At 72.3% G+C, this 17451-nt stretch carries 13 protein-coding genes; 7 read left to right on the plus strand and 6 right to left on the minus strand.

Features of this window, described 5'->3' with window-relative positions; all coding sequences use genetic code 11:
• Positions 1-26: 26 nt before the first annotated feature.
• Together FXF68_RS16095 and FXF68_RS16100 are read right to left on the minus strand one after the other, a co-directional pair.
• A complete protein-coding gene (locus FXF68_RS16095; protein WP_148759926.1) occupies positions 27-986 on the minus strand; it encodes an ROK family protein in 960 nt (319 codons plus the stop codon).
• Positions 983-2146, minus strand: a complete 1164-nt coding sequence (locus tag FXF68_RS16100) for an FIST signal transduction protein (protein ID WP_148760793.1) — start codon at positions 2144-2146, stop codon at positions 983-985. Before FXF68_RS16100 ends, FXF68_RS16095 begins: the two co-directional genes overlap by 4 nt.
• Before the next feature lie 244 nt (positions 2147-2390).
• On the opposite strand from FXF68_RS16100, the gene FXF68_RS16105 reads away from it, so the two are divergent.
• The 3 genes from FXF68_RS16105 (at position 2391) to FXF68_RS16115 (ending at position 6568) form a co-directional block, all read left to right on the plus strand.
• Positions 2391-3842, plus strand: coding sequence for a sigma 54-interacting transcriptional regulator (locus tag FXF68_RS16105; protein WP_148759928.1), 1452 nt, complete (start codon positions 2391-2393; stop codon positions 3840-3842).
• Positions 3843-3982: 140 nt separating this feature from the next.
• Positions 3983-6022 (plus strand): vWA domain-containing protein, encoded by a 2040-nt coding sequence (locus FXF68_RS16110; RefSeq protein WP_148759930.1) that lies wholly within the window; start codon positions 3983-3985, stop codon positions 6020-6022.
• Between the two features lie 30 nt (positions 6023-6052).
• The gene (locus FXF68_RS16115; protein WP_148759932.1) at positions 6053-6568 is read left to right on the plus strand and encodes a DUF2269 family protein; all 516 of its coding nucleotides are present in this window, start codon (positions 6053-6055) and stop codon (positions 6566-6568) included.
• Between the two features lie 55 nt (positions 6569-6623).
• Here FXF68_RS16115 and FXF68_RS44475 read toward each other — a convergent pair whose 3' ends face one another.
• Positions 6624-7703, minus strand: a complete 1080-nt coding sequence (locus FXF68_RS44475; RefSeq protein ID WP_281292213.1) for an alpha/beta hydrolase — start codon at positions 7701-7703, stop codon at positions 6624-6626.
• 119 nt (positions 7704-7822) lie between these two features.
• Positions 7823-8995, minus strand: coding sequence for a cystathionine gamma-synthase (locus FXF68_RS16125; protein ID WP_148759934.1), 1173 nt, complete (start codon positions 8993-8995; stop codon positions 7823-7825).
• Between the two features lie 220 nt (positions 8996-9215).
• Here FXF68_RS16125 and FXF68_RS16130 point away from each other — a divergent pair, with 220 nt between their 5' ends.
• Positions 9216-11372 carry an MMPL family transporter gene (locus tag FXF68_RS16130; protein WP_148759936.1) on the plus strand — a complete coding sequence of 719 codons (2157 nt, stop codon included), beginning with the start codon at positions 9216-9218 and terminating at the stop codon, positions 11370-11372.
• A 182-nt stretch (positions 11373-11554) separates the two neighbouring features.
• Here the strand turns inward: FXF68_RS16130 and FXF68_RS16135 are convergent, their stop codons facing one another.
• Positions 11555-12952: a cystathionine beta-synthase gene (locus tag FXF68_RS16135; RefSeq protein ID WP_148759938.1), complete on the minus strand. Its 1398-nt coding sequence runs from the start codon at positions 12950-12952 to the stop codon at positions 11555-11557.
• Between the two features lie 247 nt (positions 12953-13199).
• On the opposite strand from FXF68_RS16135, the gene FXF68_RS16140 reads away from it, so the two are divergent.
• From FXF68_RS16140 to FXF68_RS16150, 3 genes are all read left to right on the plus strand, one after another.
• Positions 13200-14189, plus strand: a complete 990-nt coding sequence (locus FXF68_RS16140; RefSeq protein ID WP_148759940.1) for an SGNH/GDSL hydrolase family protein — start codon at positions 13200-13202, stop codon at positions 14187-14189.
• Between the two features lie 398 nt (positions 14190-14587).
• Complete coding sequence (locus FXF68_RS16145) at positions 14588-15808, plus strand: acetyl-CoA C-acetyltransferase (RefSeq protein WP_148759942.1); 1221 nt, start codon at positions 14588-14590, stop codon at positions 15806-15808.
• 202 nt (positions 15809-16010) lie between these two features.
• Positions 16011-16238, plus strand: a complete 228-nt coding sequence (locus FXF68_RS16150; protein ID WP_067896470.1) for a DUF4287 domain-containing protein — start codon at positions 16011-16013, stop codon at positions 16236-16238.
• 241 nt (positions 16239-16479) lie between these two features.
• Here FXF68_RS16150 and FXF68_RS16155 read toward each other — a convergent pair whose 3' ends face one another.
• Positions 16480-17373, minus strand: coding sequence for a Bax inhibitor-1/YccA family protein (locus FXF68_RS16155; protein ID WP_342787133.1), 894 nt, complete (start codon positions 17371-17373; stop codon positions 16480-16482).
• Positions 17374-17451: the final 78 nt, after the last annotated feature.

A 17451-nucleotide genomic window follows, 5' to 3' on the forward strand; every position in this document is an offset into this window, starting at 1 on the left:
CGAACCACGCGCGGCCAGGGGCGCGGTCAGCCCGCGCTCCAGTAGCGGTCCTGGGCGAAGACCAGGGCGGCCGCGCCGACGAGCCCGGCGGTCTGCCCGAGCGACGCCGGGACGATCCGGACCCGCCGCGCGAACTCCATCCGCGCGTGCGTGTCGAACGCCTCGTCCAGCGGCTCGAACAGCAGCGACCCGGTCTGCGACAGGCCGCCGCCGATCGCGACGACCTGGAGGTCGCAGAGGTGCGCCGCGGACGCGATCGCGATGCCGAGGGCGCGTCCGGCGCGGCGCATCGCGGCGACCGCGACCGGGTCGCCGCCGCGCGCGTCGGCGCCCAGTTCCACCCCGGTCGCCGTGCCGTCGCCGCGCCGCCAGCCCTGCTCGCGCGCCCACGCGACCAGCCCGGGGCCGCGCGCGACCGCCTCCAGGCAGCCGCGCCCGCCGCACGCGCACGGCGGCCCGCCCGGGTCGACGATCACGTGCCCGATGTGCCCGGCGTTGCCGCTCGCCCCGTTCACCAGCCGCCCGCCGAGGATCAGCCCGCCGCCGACGCCGGTTGAGACGACCATCCCGAGGACGTCGTCGTGCCCGCGCCCCGCGCCCCGCCAGTGCTCGCCGACCGCGACGCAGATCGCGTCGTTGTGGATGCGGACCGGCAGCCCCGGATACCGGGCGCGCAGCCGGGCGCGCAGCGGGAACCCGCGCCACGCCGGGATGTTCAGCGGCGACACCTCGGCGGCGGGCCAGGTCATCGGCCCGCCGCAGCCGACGCCGACGCCCGCGAGGGGCGGGTCGCCCGCGTCCGCGACGAGCTTGCCGAGCAGCGCCTCCAGCGTCCGCCACAGCTCCTCGCCGTCGACGCCGGGCTCGTTCGGGGTCGGGACGCGGCCGGACGCCGTGACGCGCCCGTCCGGTCCGACGAGGGCGGCGGCGAGCTTCGTCCCGCCGATGTCCGCCGCGAGGACGGGCGCCCCGGAGACCGGTGTCATGCGGGCTCCGACGCGCCGCCGAACGCCAGGATGGACGCGGTGAAGCCGTGCACGTGGTTGCGTCCCGCGACCGGGCCGATCTCACCGGCGGCGAAGAACCCGCCCACTCCGGCCGGGCCGAACGCGCGGTCGAGCACCTTCGCGTCGTGGTCGGAGTCGGGGAACATCGCCTGCCCGCGCCCGTTGCACGAGAACAGCAGCGCGCCCTCGACGGGAGCCATGTCGAACCGTTCGAGCAGGGCGGCGAGGTCCTTCTCGGCGGCCCCGGCGTCGCGGACCTGGAACCGGACGGTGCGCCCGACGTCCACGACGTCCCCGATCGCGATCGCGCCGCTGTCGGTGTCGGCGCCGACGACGCCCCGGACGAGGAAGTCGCCGTGCTCGTGCTCGTCGGCGTACTCGTCCATCGCGACGCCGATCAGCAGGCCGTGCCCGGCGAGCTCCTGCTCCTCCTCCGGCAGCCCGACGACGATCTGCTCCAGCTTCTCCAGCGCGGGCACCCCTGCCAGCTCGTACAGGACGTTCTCCTCCGCCCGCGTCACCACCATGTCGGGCCCGATCGGGCGGGCGCCCTGGCTGACCACGGTCGCGGCGGTCACGGCGCCGCCGATGACGACGCCGACCGCGCCGTCCCGGTACACCTCGCCGCCGACGAACAGCCGCACGTCGCCGCGCTCGCTGCCCTCGGCGAGCCCGCCGACGAGCGGCAGGCCGGGGAGCGCGTCGTCGGAGCGCTCGACGAAGGCGTCCACCGGGAAGCTGTACGGGTCGGTCAGCAGGACGCCGACGACGTCGTCGTCCTGGCCCTCCGGCATGCCGACCACGATCAGCCGGTCGTCGGCCTTCAGCGTCTCCAGCCGGAACGGGTCGAGCCGCGCGCCGGGCAGCACCGCCGCCCACGCGCTGACCGCGCCCGCGTCCTCCACGCCGCGCCCGGCGCCGATCACCCCGGACGCGCTGCAGCCGAGCAGCACCGCCGGTCCCGCCGCCCGCGCCGCGGCGGCCGCCGCCTCCTCGATCGCGTCCGGATCGTCCCCGGTCATGAAGACGCAGACCAGGTCGGGCGCCGCGCTGAGCGGCGCGAGCGCCTGCTCGACCGCGGACGCGGCGGCCTTGGACAGGTCGGGTCCGAGGGCCAGGCCATCACCGAATCGCGCCATCGGCACCGCCTCCCAAGTCAATGCCTTCATCCCGGTCATCTCGATGTCCGATGAAAGTATTCACTCCGTTCACCGGTTCGCTTCACACCTCCAGTGTCCCCCGCCACGCCATATCCACCCAAACAAGACGCGACTCCGAACAAACAGCGGGGCGCGCCGCGAAACGCCGTCAAGGCAGGGCATAGCGGACGAATCCTAGGGTCAAGGGTGCGATTCCGCTGACCCGCGACGTAGTGTCGGTCGCGTGCGTTCTTCCAACCCGAGTGAATCCACACCATGTGAATCCGCACCACGCCCGTCCACTCTGGGCGAGCTGCGCACCAGCGGTCACGTCCAGCGGTCGGTGAAGGCCGAGATCCGCGGCAACCTGCTGCACCGGCTGCGAACCGGTGAGCCGCGCTTCCCCGGCATCCTCGGGTTCGACGACACCGTCCTCCCCCACCTGGAGCGCGCCCTCCTCGCCGGGCACGACCTCGTCCTGCTGGGCGAGCGCGGGCAGGGCAAGACGCGGCTGATCCGCACCCTCGCCGGGCTCCTCGACGAGTGGACGCCCGTCGTCGCGGGCTGCGAGATCAACGACCACCCGTACGCGCCGGTGTGCGTGCGCTGCCGCCGCCTCGCCGCCGAGAAGGGCGACGAGCTGCCCGTCGACTGGAAGCACCGCGACGAGCGGTACGGCGAGAAGCTCGCCACGCCCGACACCAGCGTCGGCGACCTCATCGGCGACGTCGACCCCATCAGGGTGGCCGAGGGCCGCACCCTCGGCGACCCGGAGACGGTGCACTTCGGGCTCGTCCCGCGCACCAACCGCGGCGTGTTCTCCATCAACGAGCTGCCCGACCTCGCAGAGCGCATCCAGGTCGCGCTGCTGAACGTGCTGGAGGAGCGCGACGTCCAGATCCGCGGCTACGCGCTGCGGCTGCCGCTGGACGTGCTGCTCGTCGCGTCCGCCAACCCCGAGGACTACACCAACCGCGGCCGCATCATCACCCCGCTGAAGGACCGCTTCGGCGCCGAGATCCGCACCCACTACCCGCTCGCCCTTGAGGCCGAGCTGGCGCTGATCCGCCAGGAGTCCGACTTCGCCGACCTCGCGGGCCTGCCCGCCGAGGTGCCCGACCACCTGATCGAGGTGATCGGGCGGTTCACCCGGCTCGTCCGCGAGTCCACGGCGGTCGACGCCCGCTCCGGCGTGTCCGCGCGGTTCGCGCTCGCGGCCGCGGAGACCGTCGCGGCGGGCGCGGTCCGCCGCGCCGCCCTCACCGGCGAGGACCACGCCGTCGCCCGCGTCTGCGACCTGCCCGCGATCGTCCCGTCGCTGATGGGCAAGGTCGAGTTCGAGGTCAGCGAGGAGGGGCGCGAGCAGGAGGTCCTCGAACACCTGCTGCGCCGCGCCGTCGCCGAGACCTACCGGCGGACGCTCGGCGCCGCCGACCTGAACGGCCTGCTCGACAAGTTCGACGCGGGCGAGACCGTCGAGTCCGGGGAGCTGGTGACGGCGACGGAGCTGCTGCGCCGGCTCGGGCCCGTGCCCGGCCTCGCGAAGATGATGGAGCGGCTCGGCATGAGCGGGGAGTCCCCCGGCCAGGCCGCGGCCGCGCTGGAGTTCGCCCTGGAGGGGCTGTTCCTGACCCGGCGGCTGTCCAAGGACGTCGGCGCGGGCGGCTCCGAGGGCACCGCCACCTACCGGACCTGACACCACCGCGCCCACACACGACACCGCGCCTACACACGACACCGCGCTGAAGCACACGACACCGCCGCGTACGACACGCCGCACCCGACCCGGCCGCAGGCCGGGCCCCTGATCCCAGGTCTCCACCGCAAGGGGATTCGATGAGCCGATACCGCTACGGCGCATACGAGGACGGGCCCGACCCGCTCGCCCCGCCCTACGACGTCCGGGACGCCCTCGACGCGATGGGCGACTCGGTGCTCGACGGCACCCGTCCGGACGACGCGCTGCGCGAGCTGCTGCGCCGCGGCCTGCCCGGCGCGCGGAACCGCCGCGGGCTCGACGACATGCTCCGCCAGGTGCGGGAGCGGCGCCGCGCCCTGCGCGACCGCGGCCGCCTCGACGGGACGCTCGAGGAGGCCCGCGCCCTCCTCGACACGGCGATCGGGCAGGAGCGGGCCGAGCTGTTCCCCGACCCGGGCGACGACGCGCGGCTGCGGGAGGCGGAGCTGGACACGCTGCCGTCCGACACGTCCCAGGCGATCCGGCGGCTGTCCGGGTACGACTGGCGCTCGGACGCCGCCCGCGCCACCTTCGAGCGGCTCAAGGACCTGCTCCGGCGCGAGGTCCTCGACTCGCAGTTCCAGGGCATGAAGCAGGCGCTGGAGAACAGCGACCCGGCCGCCATGGAACGCGTCAAGGACATGATGGCCGCGCTCAACCGGATGCTCGACCGCGACGCCCGCGGCGAGCACACCCAGGCCGACTTCGACCGCTTCATGGACGAGTACGGGGACATGTTCCCCGACGCCCCGGCGAACCTCGAAGAGCTGGTCGACTCGCTCGCCCGCCGCGCCGCCGCGATGGACCGCCTGCTCGCCTCCCTCTCCCCCGAGCAGCGCGCCGAGCTGGCCGGGCTGATGGACCAGGTCATGCAGGACGCGGGCCTCGCCATGGAGATGTCCAGGCTCGGCGACGCGCTGCGGTCCCGGCGGCCCGACCTCGGCTGGGGGCAGCCGGAGCAGATGACCGGCGAGGACCCGCTCGGCATGGGCGACGCGACGACCGCGCTGGCCGAGCTCGCCGACCTCAGCGAGCTGGAGGCCGCCCTCGGGCAGGACTACCCCGGCGCGCGGCTCGACGACGTCGATGAGGAGGCCGTCCGGCGGGCGCTCGGCCGCCAGGCCGTGGACGACCTCGCCGAGCTGCGCCGCATCGAGGCGGAACTGGAGCGGCAGGGCTACCTGCGGCGCAACCGCGGCAAGCTGGAGCTGACCCCGAAGGCCGTCCGGCGGCTCGGCGAGACGGCGCTGCGCCGGGTGTTCGCGCAGCTCACGACCGGTCGGCAGGGCGACCACGAGCAGCGCGACGCGGGCCAGGCGGGCGAGCTGACCGGCGCGAGCCGGGAGTGGCGGTTCGGCGACGAGCAGCCGCTCGACGTCGTCCGGACGGTCAGCAACGCCATCCGCCGCAGCGCGATGGAGGGCGCGGCGGGGCCGACCGCCCCCGCGTCCACGGCGAGCGTGATCGAGCCGGGACCGCCGTCAGCGCCGCAGTCGAACGGCCGCGCGAACGGCGTGCGGCTCGGCGTGGACGACTTCGAGGTCCACGAGACGGAGCGGCGCACCGGCGCGGCGGTCTGCCTGCTGGTCGACCTGTCGTACTCGATGGTGCTGCGCGGCACCTGGGCGGTCGCCAAGCAGACGACCCTTGCTCTGCACACCCTCGTGACCAGCAAGTTCCCGCAGGACGCCATCCAGATCATCGGGTTCTCCAACTACGCGCGGGTGCTGCACCCGACGGAGATGGCGGGCCTCGACTGGGACATGGTCCAGGGCACGAACCTGCACCACGCCCTCATGATCGCGGGACGCCATCTGGACCGGCACCCCGACTTCGAGCCGATCGTCCTCGTCGTCACCGACGGGGAGCCGACCGCGCACCTGCGCCCGGACGGCCGCTCCCTGTTCGACTATCCGCCGTCCACGGACACGCTCGTCCTCACCCTCGCCGAGGTCGACAAGATGACCCGGCGCGGGGCCTGCATGAACTTCTTCATGCTCGCCGAGGACCGGCGGCTCGTCTCGTTCGTGGAGGAGGTCGCCCGCCGCAACGGCGGACGGGTCTTCGCGCCGGACGCCGACCGCCTCGGCGAGTACGTCGTCAGCGACTACCTGCGGGTGCGGCGCGGACGCCGCTGAGCCCCCGCGAGGGGGGCTAAGGTCTGCGTCATGTCGACTTCCGACCGCCTGCTGCTCATCCTGCACATCGGCTTCGCGATCTTCACGCTGGGGCCGCTGACCGCCGCGACGATGTCCACGCCGCGCTACATCCGCAAGCGCAACGTGACCGTGGTCCGCTACCTGCACCGGACCACCCAGATCTACGGCGTCGGGACGCTGGCGATCTTCCTGTTCGGGATGGCGCTCGCCGGGGACGACCTGGCCGAGGCGTGGCTGTCGGTGTCGATGACGCTGTTCATCGTCGCGATCGTCCTGCTGCTGATCGTCGAGCGGGACCAGCGCAAGGCCGCGCACCTCCTGGAGACCGCCGCGGCCGCCGCGGGGGCCTCCGCCGAGGCCCCGCCCGCCCCGAAGGAGGCGGCGGCGGCCGAAGGCGAGGAGAAGCCCCGGGAGAGGCCGGGCGGGGACGTCGCCCAGGTGGAGCGCGGGCGGATCGCCGCCATCTCCGGCGTCGTCGCGCTGATCTGGCTGGTGATCCTCGTCCTGATGGTCTGGAACGCCTGACCGCGCCGCCCGGGGCGGCCCGGCATCGGCGGCCCGGGGTGGGCCTGGGGGTAGGTCAGCGGCCCGGCCGCAGCCGGTTCTTCAGCCAGGCCAGCACCGTCGGGTAGGTGTGCTCGTCCTCGAACAGCTGGGAGGCGTGCAGCTTGCCCTGGACGGTCTTCACCGTCACCGGCACGCCCGCCTCGCGCAGCGCCACCGCCAGCCCGTTGCTCTGCGTGACCGGGACGAAGTCGCCCGTCGCGTGCATGAGCAGCATCGGCGCGTCGCCCGCCGACACGTGCGTGGTGGTGTTGGCGTCGTCGAGGCGCTGCCAGCAGTCCGGGGCGGCGAGCACGCCGGTGACCGCGCCGGGCACGCAGTGGACGAGGTCGACCACGGCCCGGCGCAGCTTGCGCTGGCTGGGCGTCGCGCCGGCCAGGGCGCCGTCCTGGTAGGCGAGGTACGGGTCGTTCGGCGGGGACAGCGCGATCACGCCCCGGACCTGGGCGCCGCCCGTCCCGAACGTGCCGACCTGGGTGGCGAGGTGCCCGCCGGACGAGGCGCCGAGCACGACGACGCGGGTCGGGTCGGCGTTCCAGTGCCGGGCGTACTTCTTCACGAACGCGAGGGCCGACAGCGCGTCGTCGCGCTGCGCGGGCCACTGCGCCTTGGGCGTGAGCCGGTAGTTCGCGGACATGACGACGAAGCCGTCCTCGGTCAGCCGCCGCGCGAAGTACTTCCAGGAGCCCTTGTCGCCCTGCATCCAGTACCCGCCGTGCAGGATCAGGACGACCGGGCGCGGCTGCGCCTTCGGGCCCTCCTTGCGCCAGTAGGCGTCGATCCGCTGGTTCGGGTCCTTGCCGTAGGCGTAGCTTCGGGCGCGCGGGAGCCGCGGCGTGACCATGACGGCCTCGGCCGAGACGGTGGCGTCCGGCTCGCCGGCGCGCGGTGTCCGCCCCTGCGGGGGCGTCTCCGTCCATGTCGACGGCGACTCGACGCCGGGCGGCGGCGACGGGGACGCGGACGTCTCCTCGCTCGGCGCGATGGACGCGGCGGGCGGCGAGGGCGTCGGGGTCGCCTCCGCCCCGCCCGGGACGGCCACGGCGGCGACGCACGTCGCGGCGAACGCCGCCCCACAGACCAGTATCTTTCGCACCCCGGGCCCCTTCTTCGCGAACCTGGCGCGCCAATAATAGATGTTTGATCAGGTTCGTGGCGGGAAGACTAGGCCGCTCGCCTTTGCCCGACGCCCCGGCGGCGAGGCATCGTCGCTGGTCAGAGCGGGTCCAGCGCCATCTCAAGATCACGGATGAGATCGTCCGCGTCCTCGATCCCGACCGACAGCCGGACGAGGTCGCCGGGCACCTCCAGCGGCGACCCGGCGGCCGAGGCGTGCGTCATCCGCCCCGGGTGCTCGATCAGCGACTCGACGCCGCCGAGCGACTCCCCGAGCGTGAACAGCTTCGTCCGCTCGCACACCCCGACGGCGTCCTCCTCCGTTTCCATCCGGAACGAGACCATGCCGCCGAACGCCCGCATCTGCTTGGCCGCGATCTCGTGGCCCGGATGGTCGGGCAGCCCCGGATAGAGCACCTGCCGGACGGCGGGGTGCCGTCCCAGCATCTCCGCGATCTTCTCCGCGTTCGCGCAGTGCCGGTCCATCCGGACGCCGAGCGTCTTGATCCCGCGCAGGGTGAGCCAGGCGTCGAACGGGCCCGCGACGGCGCCCATGGCGTTCTGGTGGAAGGCCAGCCGGTCGCCGAGCCCGCCGTCCGCGACGACCAGCGCGCCGCCGATCACGTCGGAGTGCCCGCCGATGTACTTGGTCGTGGAGTGGACGACCACGTCCGCCCCGAGGTCGAGCGGCCGTTGCAGGTACGGCGAGGCGAACGTGTTGTCGACGACGAGCAGCGCGCCCGCGTCGTGCGCGACCGCCGCGAGCGCCGCGATGTCGGCGATGCCGAGCAGCGGGTTCGTCGGCGTCTCCACCCAGACGATCTTGGTGTCCGGACGCATCGCCGCCCGCACGGCCGCCATGTCCGCGAGCGGGACGGGGTCGAACGAGAGCCCCCACGGCTCGCCGACCTTCGCGAAGAGCCGGTAGGTGCCGCCGTAGGCGTCGTTCGGGATCACGACGTGGTCGCCGGGACGGCACACTGCGCGCAGCAGCGCGTCCTCGGCGGCGAGCCCGGACGCGAACGCCAGCCCCCGCGCGCCGCCCTCCGTCTCGGCGAGGCATACCTCCAGAGAGGTACGCGTCGGATTGGCCGAGCGTGAGTACTCGTAGCCGCCGCGAAGCCCGCCCACGCCGTCCTGCTTGTAGGTGGAGACCTGGTAGATCGGCGGTACGACCGCCCCCGTCGCGGGATCCGGCTCCTGCCCGGCGTGGATGGCCACGGTGTCGAAGCCGTGCCGGGAACCGATACCGCGGTGAACGTCGTTGTCCATGGGTACGAGGTTATCCAGCGCCCCGCCCTCCTAGAGGATGAGGGGCTCCCCCGCAGGTATCACACCTCATTTCGGCGTGCAGGTTGACCACAGCACCCCTTAACGTTCTCTACCGTTTTACGAGTATCCGAACGACCTTGCACCCATATCCATCACGAGTACGCATCCTGAGTGCTCGCTCTGACTCTGATATCCGAACACCCTGAGTTAAGGAAGACGCATGTTCGCTGGGCTCGCGCGCTTCGTCGTGAGACATCCATGGTGGACGATCGGGGCGTGGCTCCTCGCCGCGATCCTCATCATCGCCTTGTCCCCCAAGCTCACCACCGAGTCCGACCAGGGCGACTTCCTGCCCTCGAAGTACGAGTCGGTGCAGGCACTCGACATCGCCGAGAAGGCGTTCCCGCAGCAGGAGGACACCTCCTCCCTGATCGTGGTGAAGCGGACCGACGGGCAGCCGCTGACCGCGCAGGACTCCGCCAAGGTCAACCAGGCCGCGGCGTCCCTGAACTCGCACAAGCCGCCCACGGTGCAGAACTTCGCCACCGGCCCGGAGGCCGTCGCGCCCAACAAGGCCGTCCAGGTGATCATGGTGCCGATGAAGGGCACCAGCCAGGCGGAGAGCGAGAAGCAGGGCGACGCCGTCAAGCAGATCCGCAAGGACCTCCCGACCCTGTTGAAGGGCAGCGGGATGGAGGCCAAGGTCGGCGGTGACGTCGCCGGCTTCGTCGACAACGAGGACTCGTTCAACAAGTCCTTCGAGATCGTCGGCATCGCCACCTTCGTGCTGATCGTCGGGCTGATCCTGCTGATCTTCCGGGCGCCGCTCGCCGCAGTGCTGCCGATCATCGTGATCATGGTGACCATGCAGGTCGCGATGGGACTGATCGGGGTCGCGTCGAAGATCTTCGGCTTCTCCGGTGACGACAGTCTCAGTACGATCATCCTGATCGTGCTCTTCGGCATCGGCGCGGACTACTACCTGTTCCTGATGTTCCGGTTCCGCGAACGGCTGCGGGCCGGGGACGACAAGAAGACCGCGATGATCACCGCGGTGGAGCGGGTCGGCGAGGTCATCTCCTCGGCCGCCGCCGCGATCGCCGTGACGTTCCTCGTCCTGCTCCTCGCGACGTTCGGCGTGTTCAGCGCCTGGGGCCCGTCCCTCGCCATCGCCGTCGTCGTGATGGGGATCACTGCCCTGACGCTGTTCCCGGCGCTCGTGTCGCTGCTCGGCACGGCCGTGTTCTGGCCGTCCAAGGCGTGGAAGAAGGAGCCGAAGGGCTCGATCTCCAGCGCGATCGGGCGCGGCGTCGGCCGCCGCCCGGCGGTCGCCGCGGCCGCGGCCGGGCTCGTCATGGTCGTGCTCGCGCTCGGCTCCCTCGGGTTCAAGGCGGACTACGACTTCGCCGCCGGGTTCCCGCAGGACACCGAGTCCGCGCAGGCGACCAAGGACATGGAGAAGGGCTTCCCGCCCGGTCTGACGACGCCCGTCCAGGTGTTCATCAAGAGCCAGAACGGGCAGCCGCTCACGCAGCAGCAGCTCGCCGCGTTCAGCCAGACCGCGCAGACCGCGCCGGGCGTCGGCCGGGTCCAGCCCGCCGTCCCCGCGCAGGACAAGTCGGTCGCCCGGGTCGACCTCGTGCTGAAGACGAACCCGGCGTCCAACAAGTCGATCAGCCTGGTCAAGGACGAGCTGACGCCCGCCGTCCACAAGGCGGCGCCGGAGGGCACCCGCGCCTACGTCGGCGGCCAGACGGCGATCTTCGCCGACATCAACACGGTCAACAACCGCGACCTGTCGGTCATCCTGCCGGTGGCGGCGGTGCTGATCGCGCTGATCCTGGCGCTGCTGCTGAGGTCGGTGGTCGCGCCGATCTACCTGGTCATCGCGGTGCTGCTCGGCTTCGCGGCGACGCTCGGCTCCGCGGTGTACGTCTTCCAGGGCGCGCAGGGAGAAGCCGGGGTGACGTTCCAGCTGCCCATTGTGCTCTACCTGTTCGTGCTGGCCATCGGGACGGACTACAACATCCTGATGACCGCGCGGCTCCGCGAGGAGGCCAAGGAGGGCAACGAGCCGCGCAAGGCGGCGGCGCTGGCCGTCCAGCACGGCGGCCCGACGGTCGCCGCGGCGGGCCTCATCCTCGCCGGGACGTTCTCGGTGATGATGCTCGCGCCGGTGTCCATGCTCAAGCAGATGGGCTTCTCCGTCGCGATCGGCATCGCGCTGTCCGCGTTCGTCATGTCGACGTTCCTGGTGCCGGGCATCACCGCCCTGCTCGGGCACCGGGCATGGTGGCCGGGGCACGGCGACGAGCCGAAGAAGCAGGCGCGGCCGGCCGACACGCGGGAGGACTACCTCCCGTCCGGGTACCGGTGACGGCCGCCCCCTAGACGTCGGGTTGCGGGGCCGGCCTGAAAACGCCGCCCACCGGCCGGGCCCGCAACCCGACACCTGCCGATCTGGCAGAACGAAGCGCCGGAGACCGCCGAGGTCTCCGGCGCTTCGCCGTTTCCGTGGTTCGCCGTTTCCGTGGTTCGGTGTTTCCGTGGTTCGGCGCGTCAGCCGCCGGACGTCGACCCGGCCAGGAACGCGATGAGGTCCTGCCGGGTGACGAGGCCCTTGGGCTTGCCGTCCACCAGGACGACCGCCGCGCCGGACTTCTCCAGCACGCCGACGGCCTTGCTCACCGGCTCCCCCGACCCGAGCGTCGGCAGCGGCTGCGACATGTGCAGCTCGACCGGCTCGGACAGCTTCGCGCGCTCCTTCACGAGGATGTCGAGCAGGTCGCCCTCCACCACGGAGCCGACCACCTCGGCCGCCATGACCGGCGGCTCCTCCTTCATGACGGGGAGCTGCGACACCTCGTACTCGCGCATGATCGCGATCGCGGTCTGCACGCTCTCGTGCGGGTGGACGTGCACGAACTCCGGCAGCGTCCGGCCCTTGCGGGTGAGCACCTCGCCCACCCGCGCCTCCTCGGTGGCGGGGATGAGGAAGCCGTAGTCCGCCATCCACTCGTCGTTGAAGATCTTGCTGAGGTAGCCGCGGCCGCCGTCCGGGAGCAGGACGACGATCACGTCGTCCGGCCCGGCCGCGGCGGCGACGCGCAGCGCGGCGACGACCGCCATCCCGCAGGACCCGCCGACGAGCAGCGCCTCCTCGCGGGCGAGCCGCCGCGTCATGTTGAACGAGTCCTTGTCGGAGACGGCGATGACGTCGTCGCAGATGTCGCGGTCGTAGGTCTCGGGCCAGATGTCCTCGCCGACGCCCTCGGTCAGGTAGGGGCGCCCGCTGCCGCCGGAGTACACCGACCCCTCAGGGTCGGCGCCGATGATCTTCACCCGGCCGCCGGAGACCTCCTTGAGGTACTTGCCGGTGCCGCTGATCGTCCCGCCGGTGCCGATGCCCGCGACGAAGTGGGTGACGCGGCCCTCGGTCTGCTCCCAGATCTCGGGACCGGTCGTCTCGTAGTGCGAGACGGGGTTCTGCGGGTTCGTGTACTGGTTCGGCTTCCACGCGCCCGGGATCTCCGCCGCCAGCCGGTCGGACACGGAGTAATAGGAGTCGGGGTGCTCGGGCGACACCGCCGTCGGGCACACCACGACCTCCGCGCCGTAGGCGCGCAGCACGTCGATCTTGTCCTTGGCGACCTTGTCCGGGCAGACGAAGACGCACCGGTAGCCGCGGTCCTGCGCGACGATGGCGAGCCCGACCCCGGTGTTCCCGGACGTGGGCTCGACGATCGTCCCGCCGGGGCGCAGCTCGCCGGAGCGCTCCGCGGCGTCGATCATGCGGACGGCGATGCGGTCCTTCACCGAGCCGCCCGGGTTGAAGTACTCCACCTTGGCGAGCACCTGCGCGCCCCGGCCGCCGCCCGCGCCGTCGCCGGTCACCTTGCGCAGCCGGACGAGCGGGGTGTTGCCCATCAGCTCGACGAGCGAGTCGTGTACCTGCACCGCGACATCCTTGTCGTTCAGTGTGTTGCGCAGTGTGTGTGCGCTCAGCCTTGCGCCTCTGGTCGGCCCGCCCGCTGGACGGGCCGCCTGGACGCGGGTCCGGAAAGGTCCCCGTCTTCGACGGTAGCCGAGACCGGGAGCGCCGGGCATCACCAGCACCGGACATCACCGGCGCCGGACGTCAACAGGGGTGGGCATCAACACGGGAGGCCGAGGGTAGAACCTCGGCACGGAGGGTCAACGGAGCATGATGAGGGCATTCACCGCGCGCCGCATCGCGGCGGCCGCGGCCTACGGGGGCGGGGGCATCACCGCCCTCGGCGGCTTCACGTTCGGGCTTCTCGTGGTGGAGGCCAAACTCGCCCGCCGGATCATCTCGGCCACGCCGAACGGCGACCCGCCCGTCGCGGACGGGCTCTACGGCGGCGGGCTGCGCGGCGCGGCCCTGTCCCTCGTCATGATCGGCGACTCGACGGCCGCCGGGCTCGGCGTCCACACGGCGGACGAGACCCCGGCCGCGCTGCTCGCCACCGGCCTGTCCGCGATCGCGGACCGGCCCGTCCGGCTGACGAACGTCGCCCTCCCCGGTTCGCGCTCGCAGGCCCTGCCGGGGCAGGTCGACCGCGCGCTGGAGGTCGCGCCGGACGTCGCCGTCGTCATGATCGGCGCGAACGACGTGACCGGGCGGATCCCGCCCGCCGAGTCCGTCCGGCACCTCGCGGACGCGGTCGAGCGGCTCCGCGCGGCGGGCGCCCACGTCGTCGTCGGCACCTGCCCCGACCTCGGCTCCGTCAAGCCGCTGATGCAGCCGCTCCGGTGGATCGCGCGGCGCGCCAGCCGCCAGCTCGCCGCCGCGCAGACGATCGCGGCGGTGGAGCGCGGCGCCCGCTCGGTGTCCCTCGGCGACCTGCTCGGCCGCGAGTTCGCCGCCGACCCGCTCTCGATGTTCAGCGAGGACCGGTACCACCCGTCCGCCCGCGGCTACGCCGCCGCGTGCGCGGCCGTGCTGCCGTCGATCGCGTCCGCGCTGGGGCTGGAGCCCGACGTCGCCGATCGGCTCGGGCAGGGCGTGCTGCCCGTCTACCTGGCGGCGGCCGAGGCGGCGGAGGTGTCCGGCACCGAGGTGCGCGGCGTGACGGGCCGCGAGCGCGGGCGCTGGGCCGCGCTGCTGCGCCGCCGCGCCCGTCCCGCGACCGATCCGGGACGGTCCGCCGACGTGGCCTCAGACCCGGCCTGACACGACCGGCCCGACACGACTGGCCTGACACGACCCGCCCGACACGACCGGCCCGACAGGTTCGGCCTGACAGGACCGGGGCCCGTCCGGTCACCATTGACGAGCCCCGGCCGGTCATCCGACTCCCCGGCGTCCGGCCGCCACCCGCGCTAGCGGCGGCGGGATCCGGCGGGCCGCGTCCAAGCGTCCGGCCCGCGCGGTCCCGCCCACATGGGACATCAGTCATCACCGGACCGGGAATCGCGTCCCGGCGAGTAACCCCCGGCGCATTGGACTCACCGTCAACGAATTGGGGAGCCCGCGTTGCGGCTGTCCAGGACGCAACAGTTAGATTGCTGGTGACCGTCCGGTAACACGCTCGCCACCACGATCGGCGCCGCCAGACAGGAGTTCCCGACATGCCCGAGGCAGTCATCGTCGCAACCGCCCGCTCCCCGATCGGCCGCGCGTTCAAGGGATCGCTCAAGGAGATCCGGCCGGACGACCTCACCGCCCAGATGGTCACCGCCGCGATGGCGAAGGTCCCGGAGCTCGACCCGGGCCAGATCGACGACCTCCTCCTCGGCTGCGGGCTGCCCGGCGGCGAGCAGGGCTACAACATGGCGCGCGTGGTGTCCGTGCTGCTGGGCTGGGACGACGTGCCCGGCGCGACGATCACCCGGTACTGCTCGTCGTCCCTGCAGACGACCCGGATGGCGTTCCACGCGATCAAGGCGGGCGAGGCCGACGTGATCGTCTCCGCGGGCGTCGAGACGGTCAGCCGGTTCGCGAAGGGCAGCAGCGACGGCCTGCCCGACACGCAGAACCCGGTGTTCGCCGAGGCGCAGGCCCGCACGGTCAAGGCGGGCGAGGGCGGCGGGGAGACCTGGCACGACCCGCGCGAGGACGGCGTCCTCCCCGACATCTACATCGCGATGGGCCAGACCGCCGAGAACGTGGCGGGCCTGCGCGGCGTGACCCGCCAGGAGCAGGACGAGTTCGGCGTCCGCTCGCAGAACCTCGCGGAGAAGGCCCTCGCCAACGGCTTCTGGGAGACCGACATCACCCCGGTGACGCTCCCGGACGGCACCGTCGTCGCCAAGGACGACGGCCCGCGCCCCGGCACCACCTACGAGAAGGTCTCGCAGCTCCAGCCGGTGTTCCGCCCGGACGGGACGGTCACCGCCGGCAACTGCTGCCCGCTGAACGACGGCGCCGCCGCCGTCGTGATCATGAGCGACGTGAAGGCCGCCGAGCTGGGCGTCACGCCGCTGGCGCGGATCGTGTCGACCGGCGTGACCGGGCTGTCCCCCGAGATCATGGGGCTCGGGCCGGTCGGGGCGTCCAGCGCGGCCCTCGCCAAGGCGGGCATGACGATCGACGACATCGACCTGGTCGAGATCAACGAGGCGTTCGCGGCACAGGTGCTGCCGTCCGCGGCGGACCTCGGCATCGACATCGACAAGCTCAACGTGAACGGCGGCGCGATCGCGGTCGGTCACCCCTTCGGCATGACCGGGGCGCGGATCACGTCCACGCTGCTGAACAGCCTCAGGTTCCACGACAAGCAGTTCGGGCTGGAGACGATGTGCGTCGGCGGCGGCCAGGGCATGGCGATGGTCGTGGAGCGGCTCTCGTAGCCGCCGTCCGGCCGCTCGCACCCGGGTGGCCCGCCATGAGGCGCGTGTCGGCCTCATGGCGGGCCACCTGCGCGTTTCCGGAGGACATCCCCGTTACAAAAGATCAACGTAACGTCCCGGATAGGTCCGCGTTAGGGGGTTGTCACATCCGGGCTCCTGTTGCAGAGTCAGCAGGAAGAGCCCCGCGACCTGGAGGTGCCAATTGTCACTGAACCACTCGCCGGAGACGCACAGCAAGCTGATCGCCCGCATTCCGCAAGTCACTGGACGTGACATCCCCGAGTGGTTCTCCGCCATCGAGAACGGCCCGTCGTTCACCCGCTGCGAGGAACGCAGCTCCTGGCTGGCCGAAGAGCACAATCTCTCCCACGGCTACGCCGCGGCGCTGGTGCGCGAGCACGAGCGCGCCCGCCGTGCGAGGCACTACTGAGACTGGGCCGGGCGCGACGGTACTGAGCGCGGAGCGCCGGTGCCGACCCGAGAGCACAGCACCACGACCTGAACTTCACCTGTGACCCGGTGGGATCCCGCCAGCGGATGCCCCCGCAGTCGTGCCGCCCGAGCCGCGCACGACCTCGGCGCGGAGATCCCACGTTGATCAGCCCCACGCCGCGCGGCGTGGGGCTGATCAGTGTCCGGGGCCCTGGGCTTGGGCGCCGCCTCGGGACGCGCTAGTCGCGTCCGCCGTAGAAGTAGCTGAGCAGGCGCAGCATCTCCAGGTAGATCCACACGAGGCTCAGCACCAGGCCGAACGCGCAGTACCAGGCGAACTCGTCCGGCGCCCCGCCGCGCACGCCCTGCTCGATCGAGTCGAAGTCGAGCAGCAGGAAGAAGCAGCCGACGAGGATCGCCGCGACGCTGAACACGTAGGCGAGCGGGCTGCCGGGGTCGCGGATGCCGATCCCCTGGTCCGCGCCGAACAGGTGCGCCAGCAGGTTGACGAGCATCAGCCCGATCAGCGCGACGCCCGCCGCGAGGACGAACCTGGCGAACTTCGGCGTCACCCGGACGATCCGCAGCGAGTACGCGGCGAGCGTCGCCGCGAACGCCAGCGCCGTGCCGATCACCGCCTGGAACACCACGCCGTGGAACACGTCGTTGTAGGAATGGCTCACGATCCCCACGAGCACGCCGTATACCGCGGCGAACGCCAGCACCAATGGCGCGTTGGCCTTACGGCCGAACGTGATGAATGCCCAGATGCCGATCTCCAGGATCAGCGCGACCACCAGCACCGGAACGGCGAGGCGGGTCGGCACGACCGCCCAAGCCAGCGCCGCGGTGATCACCAGAGTGGCCAGCGTGAGGAATCCGCGGACGACGACGTCGTCCATGGTCATGGGACGCGCGGCACCCGGCGGCGCATATCCGGGAGGGGCGCTCTGACCCTGATATTGGACGCCGTACCCGGGCGCCCCGTGCATGCCGTAACCCCCCGCGCCGTAGCCCGGAGCCCCGTGCCCCGGGGCCCCGCGGGCCGGTGCGCCGTACGCCGCGCCGCTGGTCGACCGCCCGAAGGCATTCCCCCGGAAGGCCGGGTTTCTACTCTGCATCAGTGCCTCCATTCGGCTGACCCGGACTTCCAGTGTAAGCGCCGTAATGTCATCGACGATCAGCCGATCACCACCGGATCGACACCTGGG

This window comes from Actinomadura decatromicini (assembly GCF_008121305.1).
GTDB lineage: Bacteria > Actinomycetota > Actinomycetes > Streptosporangiales > Streptosporangiaceae > Spirillospora > Spirillospora syzygii.